We start from the raw sequence: 18734 nt of genomic DNA, 5'->3' as shown, positions 1-18734 counted from the left end.
CGGCGCCTGGGAAGCCCATGCCCGCGTTACCAGGGCGGTCAACAGGAGTCGGCGATGAGGGCTGAATCCTGGTTGAAATCATGTACCGGCAGCCATGCCAGGTCGATATCCACCGACCGCCTGGGCAGGTCGTGCTCGAACAGGTTGTGGGCAGGATGTCGACCAGGAGTCGCACACGGTCGGCATAGCGCCTATCCCAAGTGCTCATCCAGGTCTCCTGGTAGCGTGATCAGATAAGTGGGATGCAGCCGCCCTCCAGGCACCAGCGATCGCTTGCCGCGGCCTAGATCCACATCGTCCATCGGGATCCGGGGCAGCCAGGCATGGCCATGCCTTTCCGCCAGCGCAAGAAACAAGCGCTTGGCCTTGATGCTGGTGCAGTGACACAGCAACATGCCGATCCGGCGCGGCCTCAGGGTCGTCATGCCCTGCATCAGCGCATCGGCTTCATAGATCAAGGCGGCGTCCGGCGGGTCGTTGCATAGCTCCAGCATGGCCCGCTCTGGAGTGGAGCAGACGATGGGCCCCTCAGCGGAGCCGGCCTCCCGCCTGACGAAGCCTCGATCAGCGAGCTGACGGTCCGGCACCTCGGTGGTGAGACGCAGCGCGGGGAGGTCGAAGGGGCCTTTTCCGCAAGCTTCGAATCGTTCGGACAGCGGGAGCTTGGTGGTCCATCCCGGGAGCCGGTCAGGGCCATACAGTGTCACGACGTCTCCTTCGCCCAGGCGCAGATAATGCTCATACCCCTGCCAGGCGAGTGCGAAGCGTCCGCCCACATGAAGCGACAGCTCTTCCCGGAGCTGCAGAGTGCGGACCACGCCCTCCCATAGCAGCCGCCCACCCTTCCTCATGTACACGCCGCGCGCCGGCGACTCCAGCCAGCCGCTGGCCACATAACGACTGACGAGGCTGCTGGAGTAACCATGGGTCCTCAGCCAGCGGCTGGAAGCCAGGCTGGTGTCGTCCAGGTTGGCCATCAGGCGGTTTATTCGCCTTGTATATTGCTCACTCATAGTTGGCAAAATACGTTAATCATAAACCTCAGGCAAAACCTGAGGTTTTCGAAAACGCATGAATACTCACCTTTAGTGCCTTGGTAAGCAATCCGGCAAACCGTGTTGCCAGTGGTGGAAGAGAGAGCATCGGTCAAGAAGCGGCCAGCCGGCGCGAAACCGACTGGCCGGGCAGGCAACAGGCCTCAGCGGGTGCCGAAGATCTTGTCGCCCGCATCGCCGAGACCCGGCACGATATAGCCGTTCTCGTCGAGGTGATCGTCCACGGCGGCGGTGTAGATCTCGATATCCGGGTAGGCGTCCTGCACGCGCTGGATGCCTTCCGGGGCGGCCACCAGCACGATCACCTTCATGTGCTTGCAGCCCCGGTCGCGGAGCATGTCGAGGGTCGCCACCATGGTGCCGCCGGTGGCCAGCATCGGGTCGATGACGATGGCCATGCGCTCGTCCAGGTCGCCCGCGAACTTGGAGAAATACGGCACCGGCTCGAGGGTCGCCTCGTCGCGATACAGGCCGACCACGCTGATCCGCGCGCTGGGAATCAGGTCGTTCACGCCCTCGAGCATGCCGAGGCCGGCGCGCAGGATCGGCACGATGGTGACCTTCTTGCCCTTGAGCTGCTGGACCGGGATCGGCTCGCCGCTCCAGCCGGCAATCTCCCGGGTCTCCAGCTCGAGGTCCTGGGTCGCCTCGTAGGTGAGCAGCTTGGCCAACTCTCCGGCCAGTTCACGGAAACTCTTGGTGCTGATGCCGGCTTCGCGCATCAGCCCCAGCTTGTGCTGGACCAGGGGGTGATGGATGGCATGAACGCTCATGGCGGACCTCGTCGGCGGGGGTTGGGTCGATCCTTCGTCACATGCCGGGCATGTGCCAATTGGACAATATTCTAACCGCATCCCGCCGCGAGGTTAAGCGGACCGAGACCCGTCGCTCACGGCCGGTCCGCTAACGGGGCCTCGGGCAGCTGCCAGTCGATCGGCGTGCGGCCATGCTCGGCCAGGAAGGCGTTGGCCCGGGAGAAGTGGTGGTTGCCGAAGAAGCCACGATGCGCGGAGAGCGGCGAGGGATGCGGCGACTCCAGCACCAGGTGCCGGCGAGTGTCCACCAGGGCCTTCTTCTGGCGGGCATGGCTGCCCCAGAGCAGGAACACCGAGGGGCCGGCGTGCTCGTTGACCGCGGCAATCGCGCGGTCGGTGAAGGTCTCCCAGCCCTTGCCCCGGTGGGAGCCGGCATTGCCCTGCTCCACCGTCAGCGAGGTGTTGAGCAACAGCACGCCCTGGCGGGCCCAGCTCTCCAGGTAGCCGTGATTCACCGGGCAAAAGCCCACGTCCGCGGCCAGCTCCTTGTAGATGTTGACCAGCGAGGGCGGGATACGCACTTCGGGGCGCACCGAGAAGCACAGGCCATGGGCCTGGTTCGGGCCGTGATAGGGGTCCTGGCCGAGGATCACCACCCTGACCCGGTCCAGCGGCGTCAGCTCGAAGGCGCGGAACCAGTTCGAGGAATGCGGATAGATGACCTTGCGGGCGGCCTTCTCGGCGGCCAGGAAGTCGCGCAGTGAGCGCATGTAGGGCGCCTCGAACTCGTCACCCAGCCACTGCTGCCAGCTGTCGGGAAGCGGACAACTCATGGCTCAGCGCTTGACCTGGTCGGCCAGGGGCTCGACATAGGCCACGCCCATGTCCCAGGGGAACTGGATCCAGCAGTCCTGGGCCACCTCGGTGAGGTACTGGTCGACCAGCGGCCGGCCCTCCGGCTTGGCATAGACGGTCACGAAATGCGCCTTGGGCAGCAGCTCGCGCACCTTGCGGGCGGTCTTGCCGGTGTCGACCAGGTCGTCGACCAGCAGCCAGCCGTCGCCGTCATGATCGACGCCCTTCATGACCTCGAGACCGCCCTGCTCCATGCCCTCGTAGCTCTTGATGCAGACGGTGTCGATCAGCCGCACGTTGAGCTCGCGGGCGATCAGCGCCGCGGGGATCAGCCCGCCCCGGGTGATGGCGACGATGCCCTTGAAGTCGCGCTCGACCAGGCGATGGCAGAGCTCGCGCACGTCCCGGTGCAGCTGGTCCCAGGACACGGTGAAATGCTGGTGGTAGCGATGGGTGCTCATCGGGTGTCACTCGTCCTCGGTGAAGGAGCAAACGGAGAAGACACTGTAGCCGGCCTCGCGGATCTTCTCGGCGCCACCGAGATCCGGCAGGTCGACGATGGCCGCGGTCTCCACCACCTGGCCGCCGGTGCGGGTGATCAGCTTGGCCGCGGCCAGCATGGTCCCGCCGGTGGCGATCAGGTCATCGACCACCAGGATACGGTCGCCCGCGCGGAAGGCGTCGGAATGCAGCTCCACCTCGGCCTCGCCGTATTCCAGGGTATAGGTCTCGCTGATGGTCTTGAACGGCAGCTTGCCCTTCTTGCGCACCGGCACGAAGCTGCAGCCCAGCTCGTAGGCCAGCGGCGCGCCGACGATGAAGCCCCGGGCATCGATGGCGGCGACGGCGTCGATGTCCATCTCCTGGTAGCGGTGCACGAAGCTGTCGATCAGCTTGCGAAAGGCGGCGCTGTTCTGCAGCAGCGGCGTGATATCGCGGAAGTTGACCCCCGACTGCGGCCAGTCGGGGACGGTGCGGATCACGGACTTGATGTAGTCACCGTAGATGCTCATCGGGATTCTCGGTTGGTCAGTGTCAGTCGAGGAACAGGAACTTGCCGGCGAAGATCAGCGCCAGCACCACCACGGCCGGGTTCAGGTCGCCAAAGCGCCCGGACAGGGCCTTGATGGCCGCGTAGCTGATGAAGCCCAGCGCGATGCCCTCGGCGATGGAAAAGGTCAGCGGCATGGCCAGCGCGGAGATCAATACGGGGGCGGCTTCGGTGGCGTCGTCCCAGTCGGCATGGGTCAGGCTGCCGGCCATCAGTACCGCCACGTACAGCAGGGCACCGGCCGTGGCATAGGCGGGGATGGAGCCGGCCAGCGGCGAGAAGAACAGGCTGATCAAAAACAGCACGGCCACCACCACGGCGGTCAAGCCGGTACGCCCGCCGGAGACGATGCCGGCGGTGGATTCGATGTAGCTGGTCGTGGTGGAGGTGCCTAGCGCCGCCCCCGCCATGGAGGCGCCACTGTCGGCCATCATGGCCCGGCCGAGGCGCGGCAGCTTGCCCTGTTCGTCGAGCAGGCCGCCGCGATGGGCGACGCCGATCAGGGTCCCGGAGGTGTCGAACAGGTCGACGAACAGGAAGGCGAAGACCACGCTGAACATGGCGATGTCGAAGGCACCGGCCAGATCCAGCTGCATGAGGGTCGGCGCGATCGACGGCGGCATCGACATCACCCCGGCGAACTCGTTGTGCCCCAGCAGCATGGCGAGGATGGTGATGCCGAGGATACCGATCATCACCGCGCCGGTGATGCGCAGGTAGGCCAGGGCCGTGATCACGAAGAAGCCGAGCAGCGCATAGAGGGCCGAGGGCTCGGAGAGGTCCCCGAGCGCCACGTAGGTGGCCGGATTGGCCACCACGATGCCGGCATTCTTCAGCGCGATCATCGCCAGGAACAGGCCGATGCCGGCGGCGATGCCCATGCGCAGCGACATGGGGATCGAGTTGATGATCCACTCGCGGATGCGGAAGACGCTGAGCAGGAAGAAGCTGAAGCCGGAGAGGAAGACCGCGCCGAGCGCCGCCTCCCAGCTGTAGCCCATGCCGAGCACCACGCCGTAGGTGAAGAAGGCGTTGAGACCCATGCCCGGCGCCAGGGCGATGGGATAGTTGGCCCACAGCCCCATGATCAGACAGCCGATGGCCGACGCCACGCAGGTGGCCACGAAGACCGCGCCATAGTCCATCCCCGACTCCGAGAGGATGCTCGGGTTGACGAAGATGATGTAGGCCATGGTCAGGAAGGTGGTGATCCCGGCGATGACCTCGGTCTTGATGTCGGTGCCGTGCTCGGTGAGCGCGAAGTGTCGATCGATCAGGCGTTTCAGCATGGGGGGTCGTCCTGCGGGGGGGACGTCGCGTCCGGGTGCGAGAAAAGCCGCACATGGTAGCGGATGGCGACTCCTGTGGCGAGACGCCAGCGGCCAGTCAACGGTGCGGCGAGACACCCTGATATATAAGTGACTTCTTGGGACGATGCCAGCCGCGCCGCCAACGCAGACTGAACGCCTCAGTGACCGCGGCTCACCAGTACGCGCTCCACGGTCTCGACGATGGCCTGGGTCTGGGGGTCGATCTCGACATTGACGTGATCGCCCGGTACCCGATCGACGATCACGGTCCGCGCCAGGGTCTCGGGAATCAGGTCGACGCAGAAGCGCGGGCCCTGTCCGGCCGTCGCCTGGCGCACCTCGCCGATGGTCAGGCTGGCCCCGTCCACCCCGATGTAGCCCTTGTCGAACAGGAAGCGCCCCAGGGCGTGGGGCAGCTCGAACCACAGCCGCCGATTGTTGGGCGCCTCATCGATTTCCACCAGTTCGGCCATGGCCATGACATGCCCGGACATGGCGTGGCCGCCGATCTCGTCGCCGAAGCGGGCGGCGCGCTCGAGGTTGACCCGGTCGCCCACCGTCAGCTCGCCCAGGTTGGTCACCCTCAGCGTCTCGCGCATCAGATCGAAGCTCACGCGCTCGCCGTCGATGGCGGTGACGGTCAGGCAGACCCCGTTATGGGCCACCGAGGCGCCGATCTCGAGGCCCTCGCGCAGCGCCGGGGGCAAGGCCAGCACATGGGTGCGGAACGCCTCCGCTTCCTGGATGGCCACCACTTCAGCGGTGCCCTGCACGATGCCTGTGAACATGCCTTCTCCTCTCGTCGCGTGGCCGCCGGGGGCGGCCGGGAAAGCCGATAGTGTAGGGAAGCCCTGGCCGCCGCGTCCATGCCGGCGCGTGCCGCCCCACGCGGCCCGGCCGGGCGGAACGTCTCGGCCGCCGATAGTGATGGCAATGCGGGCCCCCTGAGCAGCGATTCTTGCTACTGACAGGAAATTTTCAGTGAAATTTGCCAGCTGATTGCCTATAGAGGCTCAACATGACCCAAGACGTTTGACATACGCTTGTTCGAGACCTAGGATTGTCGACTACATTTTGAAGGCGCCGATTTGTACCCGGATTGCGGGCGCCGACGTCGCGAGGCCTCGTGTCTCGTGGCGGGAAGTGCAGCTAAAAGGGTGTGTCCAGCGTTGATGGCCACCCGTCAGGGTGGCCTTTTTTTTGCCCTCTCGCTGCTCGCCCGCGCCGGCCCCGGCGCCACCTCGGTGGCCCAGATGATTCGACTGCAAAACGTTTCCAAGACCTATTTCAGCAAGGGCAAGGGCGCCGGCGCCAGGGGTATCGAGGCGCTGAAGGCGGTCGACCTGCATGTGCCCAAGGGCCAGATCCATGGCGTGATCGGCCTGTCCGGGGCCGGCAAGTCGACGCTGATCCGCTGCGTCAACCTGCTCGAGCGCCCCACCACCGGCAGCGTGACGGTGGATGGCCAGGAACTCACCGGCCTCACCGGCGACGCCCTCAACCAGGCGCGCCATCGCATCGGCATGATCTTCCAGCACTTCAACCTGCTGACCTCGCGCAGCGTCTTCGCCAACGTCGCCCTGCCCCTGGAGCTGATGGGCATGAAGAAGGCCGAGATCGCCGAGCGCGTCACCCCGCTGCTGGAACTGGTCGGGCTGGCCTACAAGGCGCGCCAGTACCCGGCCCAGCTGTCCGGTGGCCAGAAGCAGCGGGTGGCCATCGCCCGGGCGTTGGCCAGCCGGCCGCGGGTGCTGCTGTGCGACGAGGCCACCTCGGCGCTGGACCCGCACACCACCGGCTCGATCCTGGAGCTGCTGCGCGACATCAACCAGCAGCTCGGCCTGACGATCCTGCTGATCACCCACGAGATGGAGGTGGTCAAGTCGATCTGCCATCGGGTCAGCCTGATCTCCGGCGGCGAGCTGGTCGAGGCGGCCGAGGTCGGCGACTTCTTCACCGCCCCGCGCACCCAGCTGGGTCGCGACTTCCTCAATGACTTCCTCGAGCTCGAGCCGCCCCGGGCGCTGATCGAGCGCCTGGAGGCCGAGCCCGGTCCGCACAGCCACCCGGTGGTGCGCCTGGCCTTCTCCGGCGATGCCGTCTCCACGCCGCTGATCTCGCGGCTGGCCCGCCAGTGCGGCGTCGACGTCAGCATTCTCCAGGCCAAGGTGGAGTCCATCCAGGACCGCACCCTGGGGCTGATGATCGCCGAACTGATCGGCGACGCGGCGGATACCCGCCGCGCCCTGAGCTATCTGGAATCCCACGACCTGCAGGTGGAGGTGCTCGGCCATGTCCAGCGCGATGATTGAACTGATCCTCGAGGCCACCCTCGACACCCTCTACATGGTGGCCGTGTCGGGGCTGATCGCCGCCCTGCTGGGCATCCCGCTGGGCGTGATGCTCTACGTCACCCGCCCCCGGCAGATCCTCGCCCAGCCGGCGCTGAATGGGGCGCTCGGCGTGATCACCAACATCGGTCGCTCGGTGCCCTTCATCATCCTGATGGTGGCGATCATCCCCTTCACCCGGGCGCTGGTCGGCTCCTCCATCGGCACCAATGCCGCCGTGGTGCCGCTGACCATCGCCGCGATCCCGTTCATCGCCCGGCTGGTCGAGGGCGCCCTCAACGAGATCCCGCCGGGCCTAGTCGAAGCGGCACAGTCGATGGGCGCCACGCCCTGGCAGATCATCGCCAAGGTGCTGCTGCCCGAGGCCCGGGGCGGCATCTTCACCGCCCTGACGGTGACCATCGTCACGCTGGTCAGCTACTCGGCCATGGCCGGCGCGGTGGGCGGCGGCGGCCTCGGCGACCTGGGCATCCGCTATGGCTACAACCGCTTCAACCCCACCATCATGCTGATCACCGTGGTGATCCTGGTGGTGCTGGTGCAGGGCTTCCAGAGCCTGGGGGATTACCTGGTGCGCAAGAGCGATCACAAGTGAATCGCCGCCTTTGATAACGATAAAGCATTACACATCGACTGCTTATTTCATTAATATCGCGCCCCACTCAACACGACAGCCTCGCTAGGGAGACAGTGACATGCGCAACACCCTTATCGGCACCCTCGCCGCCTCGGCCCTGACGCTGGCCATCGGCCAGGCCAACGCCGATGAGCACAGCATCAAGGTGGGCACCGTGGCCGGCCCCGAGACCGACGTCATGCAGGTCGCGGTCGACATCGCCGAGCGGGAGCATGGCCTGGAGATCGAACTCGTCGAGTTCACCGACTACGTGACGCCCAACGCCGCCCTCGCCGATGGCAGCCTGGACGCCAACGCCTACCAGCACGAGCCCTACATGCAGTCCATGGTCGAGGACCGCGGCTACGACTTCGCCATCGCCGGTCGCACCTTCGTCTATCCGATCGGCGCCTATTCCGAGAAGTACGACAGCCTCGAGGCACTGCCGGACGGGGCCACCATCGCCCTGCCCAACGACCCGACCAACGAGGGCCGTTCGCTGATCCTGCTGCACAACAAGGGCCTGATCACGCTCAACAATCCGAGCAACCTGGAAGCCACCCCGCTGGACATCGTCGAGAATCCGCACAACTTCGACTTCCGCGAGATCGAGGCCGCCCAGCTGCCCCGCGTGCTGCCCGACGTGGACATGGCGTTCATCAACAACACCTTCGCCCAGCCGGCCGGCCTGAGCCTGGACGACGCCCTGGTCAGCGAGGGGCCGGAATCGCCCTACGTCAACATCATCGCGGTGCGCGCGGGCGACGAGGATCGCGAGGCCATCCAGCAGCTGGTCGACGCCTACCAGAGCGACGAGGTCGCCGCCAAGGCCGAGGAGCTGTTCAAGGGCGCAGCGGTCCCCGGCTGGGAGTGAGGGCAAACGGATATGCTATTGCGCTCGATACCCTGGCCGCCGGCGGTGCCGGTGCGCCGGCCCGGTCGTTTCCTCATGTAGCAGGCTACACTCCGGAAGCTGCGCTCCGGCGGAGACCAGCCTATCTTCGCTCATAACGCATATCCGCATACCCACTGTATCAAGGATTCCGGGGCCGGCCGCTGTGCCGGCCCCTTGCGTTAGAGGAAACGCCATGACCGACTACGCCCTGCTCGCCCGCCAGCTGGACGCCCTGCTCGACGATCGGGACTGGCTGACCAACAGCGCCCAGACCTGCGCCTTCCTGATGCAGGAACTGCCGGCGCTCAACTGGGTCGGCTTCTATCTGCACCGCGAGCCCGAGACACTGGGCCTCGGCCCCTTCCAGGGCAAGCCGGCCTGCCACCCCATCCCGTTCAGCAAGGGCGTCTGCGGCGCCGCGGCGCGCACTCGCGAGACCCAGCGCATCGATGACGTCCATGCCATCGCCGACCATATCGCCTGCGACAGCGCGTCCAATGCCGAGCTGGTGGTGCCGATCGTGGTCGACGACCGGCTGTGGGGCGTGCTGGATCTCGACAGCCCGACGCCGGGCCGCTTCGGCGAGGCCGACCAGCACGGGATCGAGCGGCTGGTAAGGGTCTTTATCGCCAGCACCGACCTACGCTTTGTCTGAAAACTGCCTGCGCTCGCCCAGCCGGCGTTAAAAATCGGCTCGTGCGCGAGCCCGGTCAAAGGACTCATTTACACCTCGTAAACTCGCACGCGAGCCCGGTCCGTCTTTTGACTCGCGACCTCCATGTCGCTCGCTCTGCGAGCAGCGAAGCTGCCCAAATCGGCAGTCCCTGCCGATTTGTCGCCGATTTTTGCCTTGTGACCCACATGGATGTGGGAAATGCGTTGGCCCGCCGGGAGCGGGCCTAGCCCTGGCCATCGCTCGACGAGTTTTCAGGCTAAAGCTTAACCTGACAATCTTTCCAGCAAAGAGGATCAGAGGAACCTGAGCAGCCAGCGGGCGGCGTGCGCCTGCACCGCCTCCAGGGTGCCCGGCTCCTCGAAGAGGTGGGTCGCCCCAGGCACCACCACCAGCTCACAGCGCCCCGGGATCCGCTGGCGCGCCTGCTCGTTGAGCCGCAACACCGTCGGGTCGTTTGCGCCGACCAGCAGCAGCGTCGGCGCCCGCACCGCCGCCAGCTGGTCGCCGGCCAGATCCGCCCGCCCGCCGCGGGAGACCACCGCCCGCACTTGCTCCGGCCTCGCCGCGGCGGCGATCAGCGCCGCCGCCGCCCCCGTGCTGGCGCCGAACAGCCCGATCCGCAGGCCCCGGGTCTCGCTCGCCTGCCCCACCCAGTCCACGGCGCCGATCAATCGGCTCGAGATCAGATCGATGTCGAAACGCAACGCCCGGGTGCGCTCGTCGATCACGTTCTCCTCGACGGTCAGCAGGTCGAAGAGCAGGGTCGCCAGGCCCTGATCGGCCAGATAGCGCGCCACCTGCTGGTTGCGGGGACTGAGCCGGCTGCTGCCGCTGCCGTGGGCGAAGACCACGAGGCCCATCGGCCGCTCCGGCACCAGCAGGTCGCCCTCCAGCGCGGCATCGTCCAGCGCCAGCTCCAAGAGGCGATGGGAGACCACCATGCTGCACCTCCTGCAATCGCGGAAACGCCAAGGCCGGTAAAAGCCCGTCGGCGAGGCATCGCGGTACGCCCGCGTCTTCTTCAAATCTAGCCCTGGGCGGGCGGGAGCTTCAAACGTCGTGACGGCATCGCTCCGCCACACGACCGTGGGCCGACATCAGGCAGGCACCCCGCGGCTACCGGTGGGCTCGCGCCCTGACGGCGGGCGAGCGACCACAACGCAAGACGCCCCCAGGGCGCTAGGCCATGGGGGCGTCTCGGGATCTGGTAGGACCAAGCGGATTTGAACCGCTGACCTCCACGATGTCAACGTGGCGCTCTAACCAACTGAGCTATGGTCCTGCAAAGTGGGTTGTCCCCGGAAAGTGCTGGTAGGACCAGGCGGATTTGAACCGCCGACCTCCACGATGTCAACGTGGCGCTCTAACCAACTGAGCTATGGTCCTACGTTCCCGGCGGCATTCGCCGTGACAACGGTTGCGTATTCTACTGGGCCGAGCGGGAAATGCAACCCCTTTTTTCCCCGCCACGAGGCGGGCAAGTCGCGCCGGATCAGCAACTTGGGGGCCCTGCTGTGGTGTGCAGCGGACCCGCACCAGCGCCTCGAGCCAGCCGGAATATGAAGAGCCGCTCGCGCTCGGCCGCGTCCATGGTCGGGGGCTGCGTTCTCAGTGGCTGTGGACGTCGCGAGCGAAGAGGCTCGCCCGGGCGCGGGTCGCTCCCGGATCGTTGGCATGCAGGCAAGCGACCAGGCGAGGCATCCTGGTGTCGCTGAGCCGGGAGGACTGGCGTTTTCCACACGACAATGTTCGCTTATGATCAAAAGACTGCGCTCGTGGCCGATGGCGCTCACTTGCCACCCTCGTCATCGGCCTACGACTTTCGCCGCATGAGGAACGGCAGAACCGCCCCTGCAGCGGCCCACGGGATGGCGTAGAATCCTGGCGATCAAGGAGTCAGCATGAACCCACAGCAGCGCCAAGACAGCATCGTCGACCTGGTCCGTCGCCAGGGCTACGCCAGCATCGAACAGCTCACCGAACATTTCGCGGTCACCCCCCAGACGATCCGCCGCGACCTCAATCGGCTGTCCAGCGAGGGACAGCTGCGGCGCGTCCATGGCGGGGCCGGCCTCGAGTCGAGCACGGTCAACACCGCCTACTCGATGCGCAAGACCCTCAACCTGGAGGCCAAGCAGCGCATCGCGGCGCTGCTCGCCCGCCATATCCCGGACCACGCCTCGCTGTTCATCAACATCGGCACCAGCAACGAGGTGGTCGCCGAGGCGCTGCTGGACCACCACGGGCTCGAGGTCATCACCAACAACCTCAACGTGGCCGCCATCCTGCAGCGCAAGGAAGACTTCAACGTGATCATCGCCGGCGGCCAGGTCCGCTCCCGCGACGGCGGCATCATCGGCGAGGCGACCATCGACTTCATCAGCCAGTTCAAGGTCGACTTCGGCATCATCGGCATCAGCGGCATCGATGAGGACGGCTCGCTGCTGGAGTTCGACTATCAGGAAGTGCGGGTCGCCCAGGCCATCATCGAGAACTCCCGGCAGGTCTACCTCGCCGCCGATCACTCCAAGTTCCAGCGCAACCCCGTGGTGCGTCAGGGCAACCTCTCCCAGCTCGACGCCCTGTTCACCGACCGCAAGCCCTCCGAGCGAATCCTGCAGTTGCTGCAGGCTCACGACGTCACCCTGCACCTCGCCTGATCGCCGGCCGCCCTGCCGGCGCCGAGCCCGCCTCCTGGCCGCATCTCTCGAGGTTCGAATTCGATTACCCTGTTTTCTTTTTCAACTATTCCGTGTTCACTCCCAGCCCGCTGGATCTCGCTACCCGTGGTCCCCCTGCTGTCGGTGTTCGGCGGCAAGTTCACCACCTATCGCCAGCCCGCCGTGACAGCCATGACCGCCCTGCCGGATGGAGACATCGGTGACCAGACGCGCTTCGGCGGGCGCCAGACCGGCCACGGCGCCGGGGAATCCCTGGGCGAGCATCTGGCACGCCACATGGCCCGCCGACACGGCGTCCTCGCGGCCTGAGGCCTGTCCCGTTACCCTCGGAGAACGGGCACGACGAGAGCGCGTGCCAGGCTCACCTCGAGGGCTGCAAATGTTCGGATGGTTGCTCGGCGGGCTCGCCGCCGTCCTGCTGCTCGCCAGCCTGATTGCCCGGGTCCCCGGGCACTGGTGGTGGCTGCGGGCCTGCGAGTTCCCGCGCCTGCAGATCGGCCTGGGCGGTGCCGGCTGCGCCCTCGCCTCCCCGCTGGCCGGCCCGGCCGCGACGCCCTGGATCGCCGCGGCGGGAGTCGCCGTGCTCGCCTTGCAGCTGCGCCATGTGCTGCCCTGGACGCCGCTGTGGCCCGTCCAGGTCAAGAGCGCGCGGGACGATCGCCCCGATCGCTGCCTGACCCTGCTGGTGGCCAACGTGCTGACCCCCAATCGCGACAGCGACGCCCTGCTGGCGATCATCCACGACCGGAATCCGGACCTGATCCTGACCCTGGAGTCCGATGCCTGGTGGGAACAGCGCCTCGACGAGGGGCTCGACGGCGGTTGGCCCTATGCCGTGCGCATCCCCCTGGACAACCTCTATGGCATGCACCTGTATTCGCGCCGGCCGCTCGTCGACCCCAGTGTCGAGTGGCTGATCCAGGACGATATCCCCTCCATCCACGGCGGCGTCGAACTCGAGAGCGGCGACCGGATCCGCTTTCATGCCCTGCATCCCCGCCCACCGGCCCCCGGCGAGAGCGAGGAGTCGCTGTGGCGTGACGGCGAGCTGATGCTGGTGGCCAAGCAGATCCACCAGGCCCCCGAACCCACCGTGGTGGCGGGGGATCTCAATGACGTGGCCTGGTCACGCAGCACCCGGCTGTTCTGCCGGGTCAGCGGCATGCTCGACCCGCGCCGGGGGCGCGGCATGTTCAGCACCTTCCATGCGCATTACCCGCTGATGCGCTGGCCCCTCGACCACGTCTTCGTCAGCGAGCACTTCACGCTGAGGAGGATGGAGCGCCTGCCGGACTTCGGCTCGGATCACTTCCCGATCCTGGCCACCCTCTGCTATCGCCCCTCACGGGCCGACGAGCACGACAACCCGACGGCCACCGCGGAGGAACACCGCGACGCCGAGGACACCGTGGAGGAGGCCAGGGAGCGGGACCAGGACAGCTGAGCGGCGCCCCGTCGACGCAGGCGGCGAGGTCGCTCGCCGCCTGCCCGGCTATGTCGCCGGCTACTCGGGGATCCCGCCCCGGGTCAGTGCCGCCGGGTCGAGGAGCCTCTCGAGTTCCTCCCGGGCGAGATCGGTCTGCTCCTCGGCCACCTCGATGATCGGCCGCCCCGCCTGGTAGGCCTGCTTGGCGATGGCCGCGGCGGCATCGTAGCCGATCACCGAATTCAAGGCGGTGACCAGGATCGGGTTGCGTGACAGGGGCCCGCTCAGCTGGTCCTCGCGGACCTTGAAGGTGGCGATGGCGCGGTCGGCCAGCAGCCAGGCCGTGTTGCGCATCAGGGTGATCGAGGTCAACAGGTTGCTGGCCACCAGCGGCAGCATGACATTGAGCTGGAAGTTGCCGCTCTGGCCGGCCACCGTGACCGCGGTATCGAGTCCGATCACCTGGGCCGCGGCCTGGGCCGCCGACTCGGGGATCACCGGGTTGACCTTGCCCGGCATGATGGAGCTGCCGGGCTGGAGGGCCTCGAGCTCGATCTCGCCGAGGCCCGCCAGCGGGCCGGAGTTCATCCAGCGCAGGTCGTTGGCAATCTTCATGACCACGCAGGCGAAACCGCGCAGCTGCCCGGAGAGTTCCACGGCGGCATCCTGGGCCCCCAGGCTGGCGAAGAAGCTGTCGTTGGGCGACAGCGCCAGGCCGGTCTGCTCGCTGAGGTCGCGTGCCATGCGCCCGGCGAACTCGGGATGGGCATTGATGCCGGTGCCGACCGCCGTGCCGCCCTGGGCCAGCCGGCAGAGGCGCAGCATGGCGCTGTCGAAACGTTCGATGGCCTGGCCCACCTGGCTGGACCAGCCACCGAGCTCCTGGCTCATGCGCAGCGGCATGGCATCCATCAGGTGGGTACGGCCGGTCTTGACCACGCCATCGAGACACGCCGCCCGCACCTCGATCGTCTCGTGCAGGTGTACCAGCGCCGGTCGCAGCTCCCGGGTCACCTCCAGGGCGGCGGACAGGTGGAGGGCGGTGGGCACCACGTCATTGCTGGATTGCCCCATGTTGACGTGGTCGTTGGGGCCCACCTTGAGATCGTCACCACTGGCCAGGTTGGCGATGACCTCATTGACGTTCATGTTGCTCGAGGTGCCCGAGCCGGTCTGGAAGACATCCACCGGGAACTGGTCGTCGTGGTCACCGGCGATCACCGCCTCGGCGGCCGTCACGATGGCCGCCGCCCGCTCGGCATCGAGCAGCCCCAGGTCACGGTTGACCCGTGCGGCGGCGAGCTTGATGCGGGCGATGGCATGGATGAAGGCGGTGGGCATGGCCTGGCCGGACACCGGGAAGTTGTTCACCGCCCGCTGGGTCTGGGCGCCGTAGAGGGCATGTGCCGGCACCTCCAGCTCGCCCATGCTGTCGCGTTCGATACGCTGCTGGCTCATGATCGGCTCCTCGTGGATGGCTGCCCTGTCACCATGGTGTCCGCCGGGGCAGCTTGCAAGGCGTCGCGGCGGGCCGAGAGAATTTGATTTGCCGATGTTGCACTGCACAAATCGCTTTGCTATTGTGCACTGCAACAGACGCGGGAAGGCATCGGCGGACCGCCCAGGCCTTCACCAAGCCAACCCCCCGAGGAGGGTCAGACGATGCAAAACTTCGACACCAAGCAGTTCACCCAGCAGTTCGAATCCATGTTCTTCGGCCCGGCTCGCGCCTACGCGACCCTGTCCGTCGACTTCGCCGAGAAGCTGGCCAACGCCCAGCTGGAAGCCGGCAAGGCCTACTCCGACACCGGCCTGGCCCAGATCCGTGCCCTGCTCGACGTCAAGGACGCCGAAGGCCTGCGCAGCTACATGGAAGGCCAGCAGAAGGTCGCCAAGGACCTGACCGAGCGCCTGAAGGGCGACGCCGAGAAGGTCGTGTCCCTGCAGCAGGACTTCGTCCAGCAGAGCCAGAAGCTGACCGAAGACAGCGTCAAGCAGGCCACCGAGACCGCCACCAAGGCCTCTCAGTACGCCTGACGTCGCCATCGGCGACCGATGAAGAGGGCCACCGCTACCGCGGTGGCCCTCTTTTTGGTTACTCTCTCCCCCGCAACGGGCCAACCCCACCGGGAGAGTGCAATGAGATACCCCATCCTGATCGCCCTGCTGGGCCTGATCCTGACCGGCTGCCAGATGCTGCCCCCCGCCGGCCTGCCCCAGCGCGACGAGCCCGCGGAAGTGATCGACATCGGCGAACCGCAGGGCCAGACCCGCGGACGGTCGCGTGGGCGCGTCCCCCGCCAGGTGGCCTTCCCCGCCGAGGAATATGCCGCCCTGGAGAAGACCGGCAGCGCCGCCGTGAGTGGCCGCCTGACCCTGGACACCGCCTCGGGCAAGGTGGTGGGCGCCGGCGAGACGATCTCGGTGGCCCCGATCACCACCTACTCCGCCGAGGCCGCCGAGCAGGCCCTGGCCGGCCGCGCCGTCGAGCCCGCCGATCCTCGGGCACGAGCCTATACCCATACCACGCGCACCGATGCCAACGGCCACTTCCTGCTGCGCGGCCTGCCCGCCGGGGAGTTCTACGTCTCGGGCAGCCTGGTGGACCCCGCCAGCGGCAAGCGGCGCGTGGTGATCCACCAGGTCTCGCTGGCCCCCGGCCAGCACCGCCAGCTCCAGCTCAGCCGCTGACCGCACCCCGTGGCGGCCTTATCCCCCGCCATCTACCCTGAAGGCTGATACAGACATCTCTTAACCGAGGTGCCGGCTTGGACGGGAGATTCGACATGGACCGCAGCACCGACCGCCCCTTTTGCGCACACGGGACCCGCTGGGCGATTGCCCTGAGCCTGGCCCTTGCCCCTCCTCTCGCCATGGCGGCGACCCTGGAGGAACTCCAGGAAGCGGGCAGCATCCGCGTCGCCGTGGCCAACGAGGTGCCCTACGGCTATCTGGACGACGACGGCGAGGGACGCGGCGCCGGCCCCGAGGTGGCACGACACATCCTGGGGGAGCTGGGGATCGACCAGATCGAGTGGGTAGTCACGGCCTTCGGCGAGCTGATCCCGGGACTCGAGGAGGGCCGCTTCGACATGGCCGCCGCCGAGATGGCCATTCGCCCGGCCCGCTGCCAGCGGGTGCTGTTCTCGGCGCCCAACACCTCCTACGGCGAGGGCCTGCTGGTGCGCGCCGCGAATCCGCTGGAGATCAACGGCTACGCCGACTTCGCCGAGCGCGACGACATCCGCGTCGCCGTCCTCGAGGGCGCCAGCCAGATCGACATCATGGCAGCGCTGGGCGTCCCGGATGCCAGGATCGTCCGGATCGCCGAGAACGAGGCCGCCATCGATACCCTGCTGGAGGGGGACGCGGAGGCCTATGCCGGCACCGGCCTGACGGTGAGCCAGCTGGACGCCAGCAACCCGGAGGTCGAGGTGGTGCAGAACTTCGAGGATCCGAAGGTCGACGGACAGCTGGTGCGCAGCTGGGGCGCCTTCACCTTTCCCCTGGAGGCCCAGGAACTGCGGGACGCCTTCACCGAGGAACTGCTGGACTACCGCAATACCCAGGCCTGGCAGGACACCCTGGAGACGCACGGCTTCACCCAGGACGACATCCTCAACGCCTTTCGCTTTGACACCGAGTGGCTGTGCGGCGAACAGGAGCGATGAGCCCTGCCCCCATCCGGGCAACATGGCCCTCGTCGTCGAGGCCCAGGCGTACCTTCGCACCATGCCCCGACGGCCACGACTCCTGCCATGCATGCGGTCTTCCCGCCTGAGATCCCTGGGTATCGGGCCCTACCTCCGCCCCGATGAGTCGCGAGCCAAGCATCGAGATCCTGATCCCTGTGGTGTCCGGTCGACAGCGGCCGGCACAAGGCGATGGTCCAGTCGTGTGATGCCACTAAAGACGTAGGTTTTACGCTCCGAGGTATAGTAAAAAAATCGCTATTCGCCCAGCCGAGGGAGCGAGGCGATCAGTACACGTTATTTCTAGGCTATGGGTGTGCCGATGCGTCGGCCAGACCAGAACGCACTACCTGAAGACACCGATCCACATAACAACGCAGCATCCCGCCGCCGCCGGGCGCGCGCAACATGAGACCGACAGCCAACCCATGTGACGCCACACGTTAGCGACGTGATGCCATGCGGGGAGCTTCACCCATGGCAACACTGATTCCAATTTCCTCAGCCTTCTTGCCCGGCCGACTCGGCGGCCTTCTGCTGTCCTTTATCCTGCTCCTGGTCCCCCTCCAGCTCAATGCCGACAGCCTCGAAGAGGTGCGAGAGCGCGGCTCCATTCGCATCGCCATCGCCGACGAGCGTCCCTACGGCTACCAGGGACAGGACGGCCGCATCCTGGGTGCCGGCCCGGAGATCATTGGTCACGTTCTCGAGCAGCTGGACATCGGCGAGATAGACTGGGTGGTGACGGAGTTCTCGAATCTGATGCCCGGACTCGAGGCCGGGCGTTTCGACATGGCGGCCGCCGAGATGGCCATCCTGCCGGAGCGGTGCGGCCGGGTGCTGTTCTCGGAACCCAATACTTCCTACGGTGAAGGCCTCCTGGTGCTCGCCTCGAATCCCAATCGCATCCTTGGCTACGAGGACTTCGCCGACCGGCCTGACCGCCTTCGGGTCGCCGTTCAGGCGGGCACCGTCCAGGAGGAGATACTCGCGCTGCTAGGCGTGCCCGAGCAGCGTATCGTGACCGTTCAGAGCCCCGATGAGGCCGTCGATGCCATCATCCGGGGCCGCGCCGACGCTTTCGCCGCCACCGGCATGACCGTCGCTTCCCTGGAAACCCGATATCCCGAGGTTGAGGTGGAGTTCAACTTCCGTGACCCGATCGTGGATGGCGAGGAGGTGCGTTACTGGGGAGGCTTTGCCTTCCCCAAAGGCGCCGATACGCTGCGTGATGCCGTCAACGAGGCGCTGGACGAGATCAAGAAGAACGGCGACTGGGAACAGACCCTCAGCCGGTACGGCTTCCTGAAGAAGGACATCCTCTACTCCTACCGATTCGACACCCGCACCCTCTGCCAGGCAGGCAGGTGA

Annotated in this window: 20 protein-coding genes and 2 tRNA genes; 11 read left to right on the top strand and 11 right to left on the bottom strand. The window is 66.6% G+C overall.

Going from position 1 to position 18734, the window contains the following annotated elements; all coding sequences use genetic code 11:
* Positions 1–191 precede the first annotated feature (191 nt).
* The 7 genes from QWY76_RS02705 to QWY76_RS02675 all read right to left on the bottom strand — a co-directional run bounded on the left by QWY76_RS02705 (position 192) and on the right by QWY76_RS02675 (position 5814).
* The gene (locus QWY76_RS02705; RefSeq protein WP_290309569.1) at positions 192–1013 is read right to left on the bottom strand and encodes a type IV toxin-antitoxin system AbiEi family antitoxin domain-containing protein; all 822 of its coding nucleotides are present in this window, start codon (positions 1011–1013) and stop codon (positions 192–194) included.
* Positions 1014–1198: 185 nt separating this feature from the next.
* On the bottom strand, positions 1199–1828 hold the full coding sequence (upp, locus tag QWY76_RS02700) for a uracil phosphoribosyltransferase (RefSeq protein ID WP_290309568.1): 630 nt from the start codon (positions 1826–1828) through the stop codon (positions 1199–1201).
* Between the two features lie 116 nt (positions 1829–1944).
* Entirely contained in the window at positions 1945–2643 is a 699-nt protein-coding gene (gene ung / locus QWY76_RS02695) for a uracil-DNA glycosylase (protein WP_290309567.1), read from the bottom strand.
* Positions 2644–2646: 3 nt separating this feature from the next.
* Entirely contained in the window at positions 2647–3126 is a 480-nt protein-coding gene (gene gpt, locus QWY76_RS02690) for a xanthine phosphoribosyltransferase (RefSeq protein ID WP_290309566.1), read from the bottom strand.
* A gap of 6 nt (positions 3127–3132) precedes the next feature.
* Positions 3133–3678: an adenine phosphoribosyltransferase gene (locus tag QWY76_RS02685; RefSeq protein ID WP_290309565.1), complete on the bottom strand. Its 546-nt coding sequence runs from the start codon at positions 3676–3678 to the stop codon at positions 3133–3135.
* A gap of 22 nt (positions 3679–3700) precedes the next feature.
* On the bottom strand, positions 3701–5005 hold the full coding sequence (locus QWY76_RS02680; protein WP_290309564.1) for an NCS2 family permease: 1305 nt from the start codon (positions 5003–5005) through the stop codon (positions 3701–3703).
* A gap of 179 nt (positions 5006–5184) precedes the next feature.
* Complete coding sequence (locus tag QWY76_RS02675; RefSeq protein ID WP_290309563.1) at positions 5185–5814, bottom strand: riboflavin synthase subunit alpha; 630 nt, start codon at positions 5812–5814, stop codon at positions 5185–5187.
* Between the two features lie 465 nt (positions 5815–6279).
* On the opposite strand from QWY76_RS02675, the gene QWY76_RS02670 reads away from it, so the two are divergent.
* The 4 genes from QWY76_RS02670 (at position 6280) to QWY76_RS02655 (ending at position 9543) form a co-directional block, all read left to right on the top strand.
* Entirely contained in the window at positions 6280–7338 is a 1059-nt protein-coding gene (locus QWY76_RS02670; RefSeq protein WP_290309562.1) for a methionine ABC transporter ATP-binding protein, read from the top strand.
* The gene (locus tag QWY76_RS02665; RefSeq protein ID WP_290309561.1) at positions 7319–7972 is read left to right on the top strand and encodes a methionine ABC transporter permease; all 654 of its coding nucleotides are present in this window, start codon (positions 7319–7321) and stop codon (positions 7970–7972) included. The genes QWY76_RS02670 and QWY76_RS02665 overlap by 20 nt, the downstream gene beginning before the upstream one ends.
* 100 nt (positions 7973–8072) lie before the next feature.
* Entirely contained in the window at positions 8073–8867 is a 795-nt protein-coding gene (locus tag QWY76_RS02660; protein WP_290309560.1) for a MetQ/NlpA family ABC transporter substrate-binding protein, read from the top strand.
* Between the two features lie 214 nt (positions 8868–9081).
* Positions 9082–9543, top strand: coding sequence for a GAF domain-containing protein (locus QWY76_RS02655; RefSeq protein ID WP_290309559.1), 462 nt, complete (start codon positions 9082–9084; stop codon positions 9541–9543).
* 314 nt (positions 9544–9857) lie between these two features.
* Here QWY76_RS02655 and QWY76_RS02650 read toward each other — a convergent pair whose 3' ends face one another.
* From QWY76_RS02650 to QWY76_RS02640, 3 genes are all read right to left on the bottom strand, one after another.
* On the bottom strand, positions 9858–10505 hold the full coding sequence (locus QWY76_RS02650) for a dienelactone hydrolase family protein (protein WP_290309558.1): 648 nt from the start codon (positions 10503–10505) through the stop codon (positions 9858–9860).
* Positions 10506–10769: 264 nt separating this feature from the next.
* A tRNA-Val gene (locus tag QWY76_RS02645) sits at positions 10770–10846 on the bottom strand.
* A gap of 27 nt (positions 10847–10873) precedes the next feature.
* Positions 10874–10950: transfer RNA gene (locus QWY76_RS02640), tRNA-Val, on the bottom strand.
* Positions 10951–11465: 515 nt separating this feature from the next.
* Between QWY76_RS02640 and QWY76_RS02635 the strand changes: the two genes are divergently transcribed.
* From QWY76_RS02635 to QWY76_RS02625, 3 genes are all read left to right on the top strand, one after another.
* Positions 11466–12224, top strand: coding sequence for a DeoR/GlpR family transcriptional regulator (locus QWY76_RS02635; protein WP_290309557.1), 759 nt, complete (start codon positions 11466–11468; stop codon positions 12222–12224).
* A gap of 126 nt (positions 12225–12350) precedes the next feature.
* On the top strand, positions 12351–12554 hold the full coding sequence (locus tag QWY76_RS02630; RefSeq protein ID WP_290309556.1) for a hypothetical protein: 204 nt from the start codon (positions 12351–12353) through the stop codon (positions 12552–12554).
* A gap of 70 nt (positions 12555–12624) precedes the next feature.
* Positions 12625–13689, top strand: a complete 1065-nt coding sequence (locus tag QWY76_RS02625) for an endonuclease/exonuclease/phosphatase family protein (RefSeq protein WP_290309555.1) — start codon at positions 12625–12627, stop codon at positions 13687–13689.
* Positions 13690–13749: 60 nt separating this feature from the next.
* On the opposite strand, the gene QWY76_RS02620 is transcribed toward QWY76_RS02625, so the two are convergent.
* The gene (locus QWY76_RS02620) at positions 13750–15129 is read right to left on the bottom strand and encodes a class II fumarate hydratase (RefSeq protein WP_290309554.1); all 1380 of its coding nucleotides are present in this window, start codon (positions 15127–15129) and stop codon (positions 13750–13752) included.
* A 204-nt stretch (positions 15130–15333) separates the two neighbouring features.
* Between QWY76_RS02620 and QWY76_RS02615 the strand changes: the two genes are divergently transcribed.
* From QWY76_RS02615 to ehuB (QWY76_RS02600), 4 genes are all read left to right on the top strand, one after another.
* Positions 15334–15708 (top strand): phasin family protein, encoded by a 375-nt coding sequence (locus QWY76_RS02615; protein WP_290309553.1) that lies wholly within the window; start codon positions 15334–15336, stop codon positions 15706–15708.
* A gap of 102 nt (positions 15709–15810) precedes the next feature.
* The gene (locus QWY76_RS02610) at positions 15811–16362 is read left to right on the top strand and encodes a carboxypeptidase-like regulatory domain-containing protein (RefSeq protein ID WP_290309552.1); all 552 of its coding nucleotides are present in this window, start codon (positions 15811–15813) and stop codon (positions 16360–16362) included.
* A gap of 95 nt (positions 16363–16457) precedes the next feature.
* On the top strand, positions 16458–17342 hold the full coding sequence (ehuB, locus tag QWY76_RS02605) for an ectoine/hydroxyectoine ABC transporter substrate-binding protein EhuB (protein ID WP_290309551.1): 885 nt from the start codon (positions 16458–16460) through the stop codon (positions 17340–17342).
* Positions 17343–17840: 498 nt separating this feature from the next.
* Positions 17841–18734 (top strand): ectoine/hydroxyectoine ABC transporter substrate-binding protein EhuB, encoded by an 894-nt coding sequence (gene ehuB / locus QWY76_RS02600; RefSeq protein WP_290309550.1) that lies wholly within the window; start codon positions 17841–17843, stop codon positions 18732–18734.

The sequence above is a fragment of the Halomonas maura genome, assembly GCF_030409305.1.
GTDB classification, from domain to species: Bacteria; Pseudomonadota; Gammaproteobacteria; order Pseudomonadales; family Halomonadaceae; genus Halomonas; species Halomonas maura.
Note: the sequence above shows the minus strand (reverse complement) of the source record. Positions and strands in the feature narration are given on the sequence as shown.